The 14,846-nt window shown below is 75.5% G+C and carries 4 protein-coding genes (1 of these 4 only partly in view); 1 reads left to right on the top strand and 3 read right to left on the bottom strand.

Annotation, left to right across the window (positions count from 1 at the left end; all coding sequences use genetic code 11):
* On the top strand, positions 1-7,671 hold the 3' portion of the coding sequence (locus tag C0216_RS12695; RefSeq protein WP_114055379.1) for a type I polyketide synthase. 23,187 nt of this gene lie to the left of the window's left edge; 7,671 of the gene's 30,858 nt are visible here — the last part of the coding sequence; its start codon lies beyond the left edge, outside the window; it ends in the stop codon at positions 7,669-7,671.
* Positions 7,672-7,753: 82 nt separating this feature from the next.
* Here C0216_RS12695 and C0216_RS12700 read toward each other — a convergent pair whose 3' ends face one another.
* The 3 genes from C0216_RS12700 to C0216_RS12710 all read right to left on the bottom strand — a co-directional run bounded on the left by C0216_RS12700 (position 7,754) and on the right by C0216_RS12710 (position 14,827).
* Positions 7,754-8,602 carry an ABC transporter permease gene (locus C0216_RS12700; protein WP_114055380.1) on the bottom strand — a complete coding sequence of 283 codons (849 nt, stop codon included), beginning with the start codon at positions 8,600-8,602 and terminating at the stop codon, positions 7,754-7,756.
* A complete protein-coding gene (locus C0216_RS12705; protein ID WP_114055381.1) occupies positions 8,599-9,603 on the bottom strand; it encodes an ATP-binding cassette domain-containing protein in 1,005 nt (334 codons plus the stop codon). Before C0216_RS12705 ends, C0216_RS12700 begins: the two co-directional genes overlap by 4 nt.
* Positions 9,604-9,694: 91 nt before the next feature.
* The gene (locus C0216_RS12710; protein WP_114055382.1) at positions 9,695-14,827 is read right to left on the bottom strand and encodes a type I polyketide synthase; all 5,133 of its coding nucleotides are present in this window, start codon (positions 14,825-14,827) and stop codon (positions 9,695-9,697) included.
* Between the last annotated feature and the right edge of the window lie 19 nt (positions 14,828-14,846).

Consider the following 14,846-nt stretch of genomic DNA (forward strand, 5'->3'; position numbering starts at 1 on the left):
GGCGCCGTACTCGTACCCGGCACCGCGCTGGTCGAGCTGGTCGTACGGGCGGCGGACGAGGTCGGCTGCGCGGCGGTGGACGAACTGACCCTGTCCGCACCGCTGGTGCTGCCCGCCGAAGGCGGCGTGCAGGTGCAGGTCTGGGTGGGCGAGCCGGACGGCTCCGGCCGCAGGCCGGTCAGTGTCCACTCCCGCCCGGACACCGGATCCGACACCGGATGGGCGCGTCACGCGGACGGCTTCCTCGCCGTCTCCTCGGTCCCGGAGCCGGTGTTCGACGCGGCGGCCTGGCCGCCCGCGGGCGCCGAGGCGCTGGACGTGTCGGAGGTGTACGAGCGCTTCGCGGAGGCCGGGTTCGCGTACGGGCCGGTGTTCCAGGGCCTGCGCGCGGCCTGGCGGCGCGGCGACGAGGTGTACGCCGAGGCGGCGCTGCCCGAGGACGTGGACGGCGGGGCCTTCGGCCTGCACCCGGCCCTGTTCGACGCGAGCCTGCACGCCGCCGCGGCAGGAGACGGCGCGGCGGCGGGCGGCGGAGTGCCGTTCGCGTGGTCCGGCGTGTCCCTCTACGCGTCCGGTGCGTCGGCCCTGCGGGCCCGGCTCACCCAGAGCGACGACGGTTCCCTGTCCGTGGCGCTCGCCGACGGGGCGGGGGCGCCCGTCGCCTCCGTCCGCTCGCTCGCCGTACGGCCCGTGTCCGCACGGCAGGTGGGCGAAGCGGGGACGGCGGTGCGTGACGCGCTGTTCGCGGTGGAGTGGACGCCGGTCGAGGCGTCCGGCACCGCGGCGCCGGACGCGGAGCTGATCCGGCTCGGTGCGGTGGCCGACTCCGACGACATCGTCGCATCGGTGCACGCGCTGACCGCGCGGGCCCTGGAGCTCGTCCAGGAGGAGCGGCCCGCCGCCGGCACCCCGCTGGTCCTCGCCACCCGCGGCGCCGTGTCGGGCGAGGACCTGGCCGCCGCGGCGGTGTGGGGCCTGCTGCGGTCCGTGCAGTCGGAACACCCGGGCCGGTTCGTCCTCGTGGACGTGACCGGAGAGGAACCCGGCGACGAGGTGCTGAAATCCCTCGCCACCCTCGGAGAACCCCAGCTCCTCGTCCGTGACGGCAGGGTGCTGGCAGCCCGGCTGGCACGCGTCGCAGAGCCCCCCGCCCCGACCGCGCCCGCGTGGGACGGCGACGGCCCGGTCCTGATCACGGGCGGTACGGGCGGCCTGGGCCGGGCCGTGGCCCGCCACCTGGTGGCCGAGCACGGCGTACGCAGCCTGCTGCTCGTCAGCCGGCGCGGCCCCGGCGCGGAAGGCGTCGCGGAGTTCGTCGCGCAGCTCGCCGAAGCGGGCGCGGACGCGGTCGTCGAGGCGTGCGACCTCACCGACCGGACCGCCGTCGACGGCCTGCTGTCCCGCCACCGCGTCCACGCCGTCGTCCACACCGCCGGTGTGCTCGACGACGCCCTGCTCGGCTCGCTCACACCGGACCGGCTGGCCGCCGTACTCCGTCCCAAGGTGGACGCGGCCTGGAACCTGCACGAAGCGACCAAGGGGCACGACCTCGCGGCCTTCGTCCTGTTCTCCTCCGTGGCGGGCACTTTCGGCAACGCCGGCCAGGCCAACTACGCCGCCGGCAACTCCTTCCTGGACGCCCTCGCGCGCCACCGGGACGGCCTGGGGCTGCCCGGCACCTCCCTGGCCTGGGGGCCGTGGGCCGGCGCGGGCGGCGGAATGACCGGCGGTCTCACCGCAGCCGACACGGAACGCATGACCCGTGCGGGGATGCCCCCGCTGGCGCCGGAGCAGGGGCTGGCCCTGTTCGACACAGCCCTCACCACCGAGCACCCGGTCGTCCTGCCGGTCCGCCTGGACCTGCCCGCCATCCGGGCGCGAGGTGAGGTCCCGGCGCTGCTGCGCGGCCTGATCCGCAAGCCCGCCCGGCGCGCGGCGACCGCGGCCGCGGCGGACGCCGGACTCACCCGGCGGCTGGCGGGTCTCGACCCGCAGGCGCGCCACGAGGCGGTGCTCGACCTCGTACGGACGCAGATCGCGCTCGTCCTCGGGCACGCGGGAGTGGCGGAGGTCGACCCCGCCCGGGCCTTCCAGGACCTGGGCTTCGACTCCCTGATGGCCGTCGAACTGCGCAACCGGCTCGACGCTGCCACCGGGCTGCGCCTGCCCGCCACCCTCGTCTTCGACCACCCGACCGCGGACGCCCTGGTGCGCTTCCTCCTCGACGAGGTGTTCGGGGACGAGTCCGCCGAGGCCGGGCACCTGCCCGCCACACGCCCGGCAGCGGCGGCGGCGACCGGAGACGATCCGGTGGTGATCGTGGGCATGGCCTGCCGGTACCCGGGCGGCGTGTCCTCCCCCGAGGACCTGTGGCGGCTGGTCGCCGACGGCGTGGACGCCGTCGGCGCGTTCCCGGCCGACCGAGGCTGGGACGTGGACTCGCTCTACCACCCGGACCCGGAACACCCGGGCACCAGCTACACCCGCTCCGGCGGCTTCCTGGCCGCCGCGGCCGACTTCGACCACGACTTCTTCGGGATGAGTCCGCGCGAGGCCCTCGCCACGGACGCCCAGCAGCGGCTGCTGCTGGAGACGACCTGGGAGGCCGTGGAACGGTCCGGCATCGACCCGGTGTCGCTGCGCGGCTCGCAGACCGGCGTCTTCGCCGGTGTCATGTACAGCGACTACGCCGGCCTGCTCGGTGGCCGTGAGTTCGAAGGCCACCAGGGAAGCGGCAGTGCGGGCAGCATCGCCTCGGGTCGCGTCTCGTACGCGCTGGGTTTGGAGGGCCCGGCGGTGACGGTGGACACGGCGTGTTCGTCGTCGCTGGTGGCGATGCACCTCGCGGCGCAGGCGCTGCGGTCGGGGGAGTGCTCCCTGGCGGTGGCGGGCGGTGTGACGGTGATGTCCACGCCGACCACCTTCGTGGAGTTCTCCCGCCAGCGCGGCCTCGCGGCCGACGGCCGGTGCAAGGCGTTCGCCGAGGCCGCCGACGGTGTCGGCTGGGGCGAGGGTGTGGGCATGGTCGTCCTGGAGCGGCTGTCGGATGCGGTGCGCAACGGTCACCGCGTGCTTGCCGTCGTGCGCGGCTCGGCGGTCAACCAGGACGGTGCGAGCAACGGTCTGACGGCTCCGAACGGCCCCTCGCAGCAGCGGGTGATCCGCCAGGCGCTGGCCGGCGGTGGTCTGTCGACGTCCGACGTGGACGTGGTGGAGGCGCACGGCACGGGTACGACGCTGGGCGACCCCATCGAGGCCCAGGCGCTGCTCGCGACCTATGGCCGGGACCGCGACGCCGAGCGCCCGTTGCTGCTCGGCTCGGTGAAGTCCAACATCGGGCACGCGCAGGCGGCCGCCGGCGTGGCCGGTGTGATCAAGATGGTCATGGCGATGCGGCACGGCCTGGTACCGAAGACGCTGCACGTGGATGCCCCGTCGTCGCATGTGGACTGGAGCGCGGGCGCGGTGGAGCTGGTGACCGACGGGACCGCATGGCCTGAGTCGGGCCGGGTGCGGCGTGCGGGTGTGTCCTCGTTCGGTATCAGCGGGACGAATGCGCACGTGGTGCTGGAGCAGTTCGAGCCGGCCGAGGTGGAGGTGGCGGACGCGCAGGTCGTTCCGGGTGTGGTGCCGTGGCTGGTGTCCGGCAAGACGGAGGACGCGCTTGAGGCCCAGGTGGCGCGGCTGCGTGCGTACGTGGAGGAGTCGGGGCTGCGTCCGGTGGACGTGGGTCTGTCCACCCTTGACCGCTCGGTCTTCGCTCACCGTGCGGTGGTGCTGAACGGCGATGAGGTGATCCAGGGGCGGGCGCGGTCGGGCAAGACGGCGTTCCTGTTCACCGGGCAGGGCTCGCAGCGGCTCGGCATGGGACGGGGGCTGTATGCCCGCTTCCCCGTGTTCGCTCAGGCCTTCGACGCGGTGTGCGCGGAGCTGGATGTTCCGGTGCGGGACGTGGTCTGGGGAGAAGACGCGGAGGCGCTGAACCAGACCATGTACGCCCAGGCGGCTCTGTTCGCCGTGGAAGTGGCGCTCTTCCGGCTGGTCGAGTCCTGGGGTGTCACGCCCGATTTCGTGGCGGGTCATTCGATCGGCGAGGTGGCCGCGGCGCATGTGGCGGGGGTGTTCTCGCTCGCCGACGCGTGTGCGCTGGTGTCGGCGCGCGGCCGGCTGATGCAGGCGCTGCCGGAGGGCGGTGCGATGCTCGCCGTCCAGGCGGCGGAGGAGGAAGTCCTGCCGCTGCTGGGCGCGTCGGTGTCGGTCGCCGCGGTCAACGGCCCCTCGTCCGTGGTCGTCTCCGGTGCCGAGGAGGCGGTCGAGTCCGTCCGCGCCCACTTCGAGGGGCTGGGCCGGAAGACGACCCGTCTGCGGGTCTCGCACGCCTTCCACTCGCCGCTGATGGACCCCATGCTGGACGACTTCCGTACGGTGGTGTCCGGTCTGTCGTTCGCGACTCCGAGGATCGCGATGACCGCGGGCCCGGACGTCGTCCGTGACCCGGAGTTCTGGGTGCGCCACGTTCGCGAGGCGGTCCGTTTCGCCGATGACATCCGCGCCCTCACCGGTCACGGCGTCACCCGGTACCTCGAACTCGGCCCGGACGCGGTCCTGTCCGCCCTGGTCGCCGGCTCCGTCACGGACGCCGAGACCACGGTGGTGCCCGTCCTGCGCAGGAACCGCGACGAGGAGGAGTCCGCTCTCCAAGCCCTCGCCCGGCTCCACGTGAGCGGTGCGCGGGTGGACTGGACCGCCGTCTTCGCCGGCACCGGAGCCCGGCCGGTGGACCTTCCGACGTACGCCTTCCAGCACCGCCGCTACTGGCCCACCGGCGCACCCGCCGGCCGGGGCGGTGCGGAGGCGCTCGGACTCCGGTCCGCCGAGCACCCGCTGCTCTCGGGCGCGGTGGAGCTGGCCGGATCCGACGGGTTCCTGTTCACCGGCCGGCTCTCGGCGGCCACCCACCCGTGGCTGGGCGACCACCTCGTCATGGGATCGGTCGTGGTGCCCGGCACGGCACTGCTCGAACTCGCCGTCCGGGCGGGCGACGAGCTCGGCTGTCCCACCGTCGAGGAACTGACCCTCGCCGCGCCGCTGGTCCTGCCCGCACAGGGCGCCGCCCTGCAACTCCAGGTGGCCACGGCCGCTCCCGACGCATCGGGGCGGCGCGCGCTCACCGTGCACTCCCGGCCCGCCGCGGCGGGCGCCCACGCACCGTGGACGCTCCACGCCAGTGGTGTGCTGGCCGATCGGCCCGCCGGCTCCGGCACGCCGTTCGAAGCGGCGGCCTGGCCGCCGGCAGGAGCGGAAGCCCTCGATGTGGCGGACGTGTACGAGCGGTTCGCCGACGCGGGGTTCGCGTACGGCCCGGTGTTCCAGGGCCTGCGCGCTGCCTGGCGGCTCGGTGAGGACGTGTATGCGGACGTCGCCCTGCCCGAGGGCGTCGAAGGATCGGCGTTCGCGCTGCACCCGGCGCTGTTCGACGCCGTGCTGCACGCGTTCGCGCTCGGCGCGGACACCGGCGGCGGCGCCGGGGAGCGGAGCAGCGGCGGGGTCCCGTTCTCCTGGAGCGGTGTCTCGCTGCACGCCGCGGGCGCCTCGGCGGTGCGGGCCCGGCTGAGCCGGTCCGGTACCGGCGGCGCGGTGTCCCTCGCCCTCGCGGACACCACGGGCGCACCGGTGGCCTCCGTCGAGTCCCTCGTCGTACGGCCCCTCAGCGCGGAACAGCTGGGCGCGGCGGACCGGGCCGGGCGGGACGCCCTGTTCCACCTGGACTGGACGCCCGTCGACGGCGAAGGCGATCCCGGCGCCAACCCGCGGACCGCGGTGATCGCCACGATGAGCACCACGGCCGCAGCCGCGGCGGCATTGGGCGACCACCCGGTGTACGCCGGGCTCGCCGAGCTGCTCGCCGAGGTCGCCGCCGACACGGCTCAGCCGGTCCCGGACGTGGTCCTCGTACCGCTGACGGACGGCAGTGCGGACGGTGGGGCGGGCGGCGAAGCGGCCGCCGGTACGCCGGAGGCCGTGCACGCGCGCACCGCCCAGGCCCTGGACATCGCTCAGGCCTGGCTGGCCGAGGACCGCTTCGCCGACGCACGCCTGGTGTTCGTCACCCGGGGCGCGACCTCAGGCGCGGACCTCGCGGCCGCGGCCGTCCGGGGCCTGGTGCGCTCGGCGATCTCGGAGAACCCGGGCCGCTTCGGCCTCGTGGACCTCGACGACGCCGGCGCGGCGGCTCTGCTGCCGCAGGCCCTCGCCGGCGGGGAGCCGCAGCTCCTGCTGCGCGGCGGTGCCGTACTGGCCGCCCGCATCGCCCGGATCTCCGACCCGGCCCCGGCCGCCCCGGTATGGGCGGGCGAGGGCGCGGTCCTGATCACCGGCGGCACCGGCGGCCTGGGCCGGCTGCTGGCCCGCCACCTGGTCGCCGAACACGGCGTGCGCGAGCTGGTGCTGGTCAGCCGGCGGGGCCCCGACGCCGAAGGAGCGGCCGCACTCGCCGCCGAACTCGCCGAGTCCGGCGCCCGTGCGGTGGTCGAGGCCTGCGACGTCGCGGATCCGGAGGCGGTGGCGGCACTGGTCGCCCGCCACCCGCTGCGCGCGGTGGTCCACACCGCGGGCGCGCTGGCAGACGGGGTCCTCGGATCCCTGACCCCGGACCGGCTCGCGGAGGTGCTGCGTCCCAAGGCGGACGCGGCCTGGAACCTGCACGAGGCGACCCGGGGCCTGCCCCTGGAGGCGTTCGTCCTGTTCTCCTCCGCGGCGGGCACACTGGGCAACGCCGGCCAGGCCAACTACGCCGCCGCCAACGCCTACCTCGACGCCCTGGCCCGGCACCGCCGCGCCCACGGTCTGCCCGGCACCTCCCTGGCCTGGGGCCCCTGGGCGGGCACCGGCGGCGGCATGACCGGAGAACTGACCGCGGCCGAGGCCGCACGCCTGGCCCGCGCCGGACTCCCGCCGCTCACCCCTGAGCAGGGACTGGAGCTGTTCGACACCGCAGCGGGCGGCGCCGAACCGGCCGTACTGCCCGTCCGGCTCGACCTCGCGGCGCTGCGCGCCCGCGGGGAGGTGCCCGCACTGCTGCGCGGCCTGATCCGGACGCCCGTACGCCGCACCTCCGCGGCGGACGGGACGGGCGGCGGGCTCGCGGAAAGGCTCGCCTCCCTTCCGCAGGCGGAGCGGTACGACGCCCTGCTCTCCGAGGTACGCGGCCAGGCTGCGGCGGTCCTCGGGCACGCGGGAGCCGCGGACGTGGACCCGCAGCGCTCCTTCCAGGACCTCGGACTCGACTCCCTGACCGCGATCGAGCTCCGGAACCGGCTCAGCGCGCTGACCGGCACCCGGCTGCCGGCCACGCTGGTCTTCGACTACCCGACGACCGCGGAGCTGGTGGACCACCTGTACGCGCTGCTCGACGTGGCGCCGCCGGCCCAGCACGACGCCGGCGCCCTCCTGGCCGAACTGTCCAGACTGGAGCAGGCCTTCACCGCGGCCGAGGTCAGCGACGAGGTGTTCGCCCAGGTGGCGGGACGGCTCGACGTCCTGAAGGAGAAGTGGGGCGCGCTGCGCGGGACGGGCTCGGCCGAGAGCACCGACACCGAGCGCGGGTTCGACTTCGAGACGGCCTCCGACGAGGAGGTTTTCGACCTGCTGGACAAGCAGCTCGGCCTGTAGCCGCCGGGCAGGAGAAAGCCCCTGGGCCCCGACTTCCGAGGAAGTCCGGGCCCAGGGGCTTTGTGCCGTCCCGCGTGCGCGACTACTGCAACGGCCGGCGGAAGCCGAGCACCGCGAGGGCGGCACCCGCGGCGGCGATCACACCGCCGATGACCAGGGCCGGGACGATCGCGTCCGAGCCCGGGATGCCCAGCGCGAGCGCCCGGGTCGCGTCGATCGCGTACGTGAGCGGGTTGACCCCGGCGACCGCGGCCAGCCAGTCGGGCAGGTCCTTGACCGGAATGTAGGCGCTGGACGCGAACATCAGTGGCAGGATTGCGATCACGGCGAGGTTCTGCATCGGCTCGGCCCGGCGCAGCCACGCACCGGCCGCGATGAACGCCCAGCCCAGGGACCAGCTCATGAACAGGGTCAGCCCGACCGAGGCGGCCACATCGGCCGCCCCGCCGCGCGGTGCGTAGCCGAGCACGCCGAAGGCCAGCACCAGGATGATCGCGGCCTGCACCGCGCTGCGGACCAGAGTGGCGAGGCTGCGCGCGATCAGCAGCGAGGACGGCGTGATGGGCAGGGACCGCAGCCGGGCCACCACCCCGTTCTTCAGGTCGTCGACGAGCCCGACGCCCGACTGGACCGCCGACTGCAGGGCGTTGTCGACCAGCACGGCCGACAGCACGAAGTCGAGGTAGGTGATTCCGGCGGGGAAGTGCGGCGGCGCCCCCATCTTGCTGAACACCTGAGTCAGCACGAACAGGATGATCACCGGCTGGAGCAGCCCGAACAGCACCACGCCCGGGTCCGTCGCCATCTGGCGCAGCGAACGCGCGGTGAGCACACGGATCTGGAGGAACACCGAGCTGTCCGGCCAGGGCTGCCGCAGCGGCGCCAGGGCGCGGGTGGCCGCGGTGGCAGGGGTGGTTGCGGTGGCGGTCATGCGGAAGGTCCTCCGGACAGGGCGGGCACGGGAGAGGCGGCCGGCAGGGGGTTCCGCCCGGCGAGGGCGAGGTAGACGTCGTCCAGGGTGGGTTCGCCGAAGGACAGCTCGATGGCCTCGGCCCCCGCCTGGTCCAGGGCGCGGATCACCGTCGCCACGTCCTTCGACGCGTCGATGGGGATGACGAGGCAGGCGCTCTGCGGGGCCACCGCCGGTTCCAGGGAGGCCCGGCGCAGGGCCCCGACCGCGCTCTCCCGGTCTGCCGACGCATCCAGCGTGACGGTCACGGTGCGGCGGCCCACGGCCGCCTTCAGCTCCGCCGCCGTACCACTCGCGACGACCCGGCCGCCGGACAGCACGGTGATGGAATCCGCGAGACGGTCGGCCTCCTCCAGGTACTGGGTCGTGAGCAGCACCGTGGAGCCTTCGGCCACCAGGCCCTCGACGATCTCCCACAGGACCAGCCGGGCCTCCGGGTCCAGGCCCGTGGTCGGCTCGTCCAGGAAGACCACCTCGGGACGGCCGACCAGGCTCGCGGCGAGGTCGAGCCGGCGTCGCAGCCCGCCGGAGTACGTGCGGGCGCGGCGCCCGGCCACGTCCTGGAGCGCGAACAGCTCCAGCAGCTCATCGGCGCGCACCCGGGCCGCCCGGCGTCCGGCACCCAGCAGCCGGGCGATCAGCACCAGGTTGTCCCGGCCGCTCAACTGGCCGTCCACCGAGGCGAACTGCCCGGTCAGCCCGATGCGCCGGCGTACCTCGCGCGGCCGGCGCGTCACGTCGTATCCGGCGACGGAGGCCGTGCCGGAGGTGGGCGGCAGCGCCGCGGTGAGGATGCCCACCAGGGTCGTCTTGCCGGCGCCGTTGTGACCCAGCAGGCCGAGGACGGATCCCCGGGGGACGCAGAGGTCCACCGAGTCCAGTGCGCGCAGCGTGCCGAAGGTCTTGGTGAGGTCCCGCGCCTCGATCACGGTGTCGGGAGGCTCGAAGGGGAGCCCGTTCATGGGAGTTCTCCAGGTTCGTCGGGGGTGGGAAAGGCAGACAGCCGACCGGCGGGTGCGCCGGTCGGCTGTGGAGGGGGACCGAGGCGGTCCGTCAGTGGCCGACGCCGTCCAGGCGCCGGAAGAGGTCCTCGTCGGACGCGGTGTCGACGTCGAAGGGGACGCCGGCCGAGTGGCCGGCGGTCCGTGCCGGCCCGCGGTCGCGTACGAGGGCTCCCAGGCGGGCCGCGTCGTCCGGGTCGAGCTCCGAGCCCGCGGAGAGCAGCGCGGCCAGCTCGGCCACGAGGCCGGACACGGTAGGGCCGGCCGTACCGGCGAGGCGCCCCGCCAGGTCCTGCCGTACCAGGTCGACCACGGCCGCCGGGGTCGGATGGTCGAACACCAGCGTGGCCGGAAGACGCGTCCCGGTGGCCGCCCGCAGCCGGTTGCGCAGCTCGACCGCGCTGACCGAGGTGAGGCCCATGTCGGAGAACGACGCCCCGGCGTCGGCGGCGGTCAGGGTGCGGCCGCCGAGCACGGCCCCCGTCTCGTCCAGGACCAGCCGCAGCAGCAGCGCCTGCTGTTCGGCCCCGGCCAGCCCGGCGAGCCGGCCCGCAAGCACCGGGAGTGCCGGGGCGGCGACCTCCACGGGAGCCCCGGCCGCGGCCCAGTACGTGCGGTGCTGGAACGGGTACGTGGGCAGCGGGACGACCGCCGCACCGGGCAGCACCGACCGCCAGGCCACCGGCACCCCCAGCAGGTGCAGCCGGGCCAGAGCCCCGAGCACCGCGCGCTCCTCGGCGGCGCCGCCGGCCGGGACGGCGGACCCTTGAGCGGGGCCCGCGGCCAGGCACTCCTCCAGCATCGGTGCCAGCGCCGGCTCGGGGCCCAGCTCCAGGAACACCCCGGTCCCGTCGGCCCGCATGCCGGCGACCGCGTCGCGGAACCGGACCGGCTCCCGGACATGCCGCACCCAGAAGCCGGGATCGCACGCCTCGGCTGCCGTGAGCGGGGCCCCGGTCAGGCAGGACGTGACCGGTACGGCCGGGGCGGCGAAGGCGAGCCCGGTGACGACCTCGCGGAACCCGTCCAGCATCGGATCCATCAGCGGGGAGTGGAAGGCGTGGCTGACGGCGAGCCGCTTGGTCCGCACACCCGCCGCAGCCAGCTTCCCCGCGAGTTCCTCCAGGGGCCCGGAGGCACCGGAGAGCACCACCGAAAGCGGCCCGTTGACGGCGGCCACCGCGACCGGACCACCCCGCAGGCCCTCCAGCCACGGACCCAGCTCGGCCTCCGGGAGCCGTACGGCGAGCATGGCGCCGCCCTCCGGCAGGCCTTGCATCAGCCGTCCCCGGGCCGCGACGAGCCGGGCCGCGTCCGGGAGGGAGAGCACCCCCGCGACGTGCGCGGCGGTGATCTCGCCCACCGAATGCCCCACCAGCCGCGCGGGCACCACCCCCCACGACTCGAACAACCGGTACAGGGCGACCCCGTGGGCGAAGAGCGCCGGCTGCGTGTACTCCGTACGCTCCAGCAGCGCGGCGTCCGGGCCGTCGGCCGCCCACATCACCTCGGCCAGCGGCCGGTCCAGCAGCGGATCGAGTGCGTCGCACGCCTCCCGCAGCGCGGCCGCGAACACCGGGTACGTGCGGGCCAGTTCGCGCCCCATGCCGGGCCGCTGGCTGCCCTGCCCGGCGAAGACGTACGCCAGCTCGCCGTCGCCCGGCCCGCCGGCCGGAGCGTCCAGCTCTGCCAAGGCCCGTACCGACGCGAGGAGCTCACGCCGATCCGCGCCCACGGCGAACGCCTGGTGCCCGGGGTGCACGGTACGGCTGAGGGCCAGCGAACAGGCCACGTCCCGCACCGACAGCCCGGGCCGGGCGTCCACGTGCTCCGCCAGCCGGCGGGCCTGGTCGCGCAGGGCGGGCGCACTGCGCGCGGACAGCACCCAGGCCACCGGAGCGCTGCCTTCCGACGGTTGTTCGGCGACGGCCTCCCGCGCCGCCTCGTCCGGAGCCTCCTCCAGGATCACGTGGGCGTTGGTCCCGCTGATCCCGAACGAGGACACCCCCGCCCGGCGGGCCCGCCCGGCCTCCCGGGGCCAGGGCCGGGCCTCGGTGAGCAGCCGCACGGTCCCCGCCGACCAGTCCACCCGGGACGTCGGAGTGTCCGCGTGCAGGGTCTTGGGCAGTACGCCGCCCCGCAGCGCCAGTACGGACTTGATCACGCCCGCCACGCCCGCGGCCGCCTGCGCGTGCCCGATGTTCGACTTCACCGAGCCGAGCCACAGGGGGCGGTCCGGCTCGCGCGCGGCACCGTACGTGCCGAGCAGCGCCTGCGCCTCGATCGGGTCGCCGAGCGCGGTCCCGGTGCCGTGTGCCTCCACCGCGTCCACGTCGGCGGCGGACAGTCCGGCGTCGGCCAGTGCCTGCCGGATCACCCGCCGCTGCGCGGGCCCGTGCGGGGCGGTGATCCCGTTGGAGGCGCCGTCCTGGTTCACGGCGGAGCCGCGCACCAGGGCGAGGACCGGATGGCCGTTGCGCCGGGCTTCGGAGAGGCGCTCCAGCACCAGCAGGCCGACCCCCTCCGACCAGGCCGCGCCGTCGGCGGTGTCCGCGAAGGACTTGCAGCGGCCGTCGGGGGCCAGCCCGCGCAGCCGGGAGAACTCCGTGAACGAGGCCGGTGTGGCCATCACGGCGACGCCGCCCGCCAGGGCCAGGGAGGATTCGCCGGACCGCAGCGAGCGGCACGCCAGATGGAGCGCGACCAGCGAGGACGAGCAGGCCGTGTCCACGGTCAGCGCGGGGCCCTGGAGCCCGAAGGTGTACGCGATCCGGCCCGCCAGGGCGCTGCCGGCGGTGCCGAGGGCGAGCAGCCCTTCCAGTTCCGGCCGGCCGTCGCCGGAGGCCGAGGGCGCGTAGTCGTGGTACATGGCGCCCGCGAACACCCCGGTCTGCGAGCCGTGCAGCGAGGCCGGGTCGATCCCGGCCCGCTCCAGCGCCTCCCAGGCGGTCTCCAGCAGCAGCCGCTGCTGCGGGTCGGCGGCCAGTGCCTCCCGGTCGGAGAAGCCGAAGAACCCCGCGTCGAACGCGCCCGCCCCGGACAGGAATCCGCCCTCGCGGGCGTACGAGGTGCCGGGGTGCTCGGGGTCGTCGTCGAAGAGGTGCTCCAGGTCCCAGCCGCGGTCCTCGGGGAAGCCCCCGATCGCGTCCCGGCCCTCCGTCACCAGGGCCCACAGGTCCTCGGGGCCGCATACGCCGCCGGGCAGCCGGCAGGCCATGCCCACGACGGCCACGGGATCGTCGTCCGCCGCGCCGGAAGGGGACACGCGGAGGGAGGGCACGGCGTCCTCGGCCGTCTCGCCCCGCAGATGGCGGGCCACGGCGTCGGGTGTGGGGAAGTCGAAGGCGAGGGACGCGGGCAGCGGGAGACCAGTCGCCTCGGCCAGCAGGTTGCGCAGCCGGATGCTGCGGACGGAGTCCAGGCCGTGGCCGCGGAACGTGGTGCGCGCCCCGATGGGGGCGGCTTCGGCGGCCGGCGCGAGTGCCTCGGTGACGCAGGCGCGGACCAGTTCGAGGGCAGCCGCGTACGACGCGGGCACGGAGCCGCCGCCGGACCCGGTGGCCGGCCCCTGCTCGGCCAGCAGGCTCTCCAGGGCCCGCCGGTGCAGCTTGCCGGCCGGGGTGCGGGGCAGCTCCCCGACCACCACCAGTTCCAGCGGCAGCTTGTAGTCGGCGACCCCGCGCCCCAGCAGGAACTCGGTCACCCGGGCCAGCGTGACCTGCCGCTCGGCCCGCCCGGTGACCACCAGGCACGGGTACTCGCCGAGCCGCCGGTCGGGGCGGGCGACCACCGCCGCAGGCCCGAGGCCCGGCATGTCCGCCAGCAGCCCCTGGATCTCCGTCGCGTCGAACTTCCGGCCGCCCACGTTGATCAGCTCGGCCGAGCGGCCCAGGAAGCGGACCCGGCCGTCGCCGTCCACGCTCGCCCGGTCCCCGGTGCGCAGCCAGCCGTCCTCGGTGACCGCCGCCGCGGTCAGCGCGGGATCGCCGTGGTAGCCGCGGAACATGCCGGGGCTGCGGTAGTACAGCTCGCCCGGCTCGCCGGGCGCGCACTCGGCGCCGTCCTCGCGCAGGACGCGCACGCTCGCGCCGGACGTCGGCCGGCCCACGCTGCGGGCGGCCACGTCGGCGGGGTCGGCGGCGGTCGTGCAGGTGCCGGTGCCGAGCTCGGACATGCCCCACACGACGACGAGCGGACTGCCGAGCACCTCGCGCACCTGCGCCACCAGTGCCGCGGGGATGGCCGCTCCGGCCGTCCGCACCTCGCGCGGCCGGAATCCGGCCCGCGCCCCGGTGTCCGCGAGCCGGGCGGCCACGTCGTGGAGCTGGGCGGGCACGGCGAACACCACGGCGGGCCGCGCCGCGCGGGCCAGTTCCAGGAACCGGTCCGGGTCCCAGCCGCGCAGCAGTACCTGGCGGCAGCGGGCGAACAGGGCCGAGTGCAGGGACTGGAGGCCGAACAGGTGGGTGAGGGGACAGGCGGTGAGCACCGGGCCGTCGAACGAGCCGGCCGCCTCCTCCGTCACGGCCGCCGTGTTCGACATCAGCCCGTCGTGGCTGTGCAGGCAGATCTTCGGCCGGGCGGAGGTCGTACCGGAGGAGGGCAGCAGCACGAAGGGCATCTCCGGCCGCACCCCGGCCGGGTGCGGGGCAGCACCGGCCCACCGCTCCAGCAGCCCGTCGATGCCCACGAGGCCCCCCGTGGCGGAGCCGGATCCCGCCACCAGGACCGACCGCAGCGAGGGCACGGCCGCCCGCAGTGCGGACAGGGCCGGTGCGTCCGCCGCGTGCGCGGAGTCCGCGGGCAGCACCAGTGCCACCGGCGCCACCCGTTCCACCAGCGCCAGCACGTCGGCGCTGCCATGGCCCTGGTGGACGGGCATCATGACAGCGCCGATCGCCGCGACGGCGAGGTGCAGGGTCTCGTACTCCCAGCAGTTGGGCAGCTGGATCGCGACCACGTCGCCGACCCCGACGCCCAGCTCCTGGAGGCCGCGGGCGAGCGCGTCGACATCCGCCTCCCACTGCCGCCAGGTCCGGTGCCGGTCCCCGTCGCTCAGGGCCACCGCCTCCGGATCCGCCTGCGCGGCGGCCCGGAAGACGGCCGGCAGGGTCAGGCCGCGCAGCGCTGCGTGCGGCCCGGCGGCCGGTTCGACCGCGTAGTCATCGACATGGACGGACACCAGTTACTCCCGAGAAGGCCGG

This window comes from Streptomyces globosus (assembly GCF_003325375.1).
GTDB classification, from domain to species: domain Bacteria; phylum Actinomycetota; class Actinomycetes; order Streptomycetales; family Streptomycetaceae; genus Streptomyces; species Streptomyces globosus_A.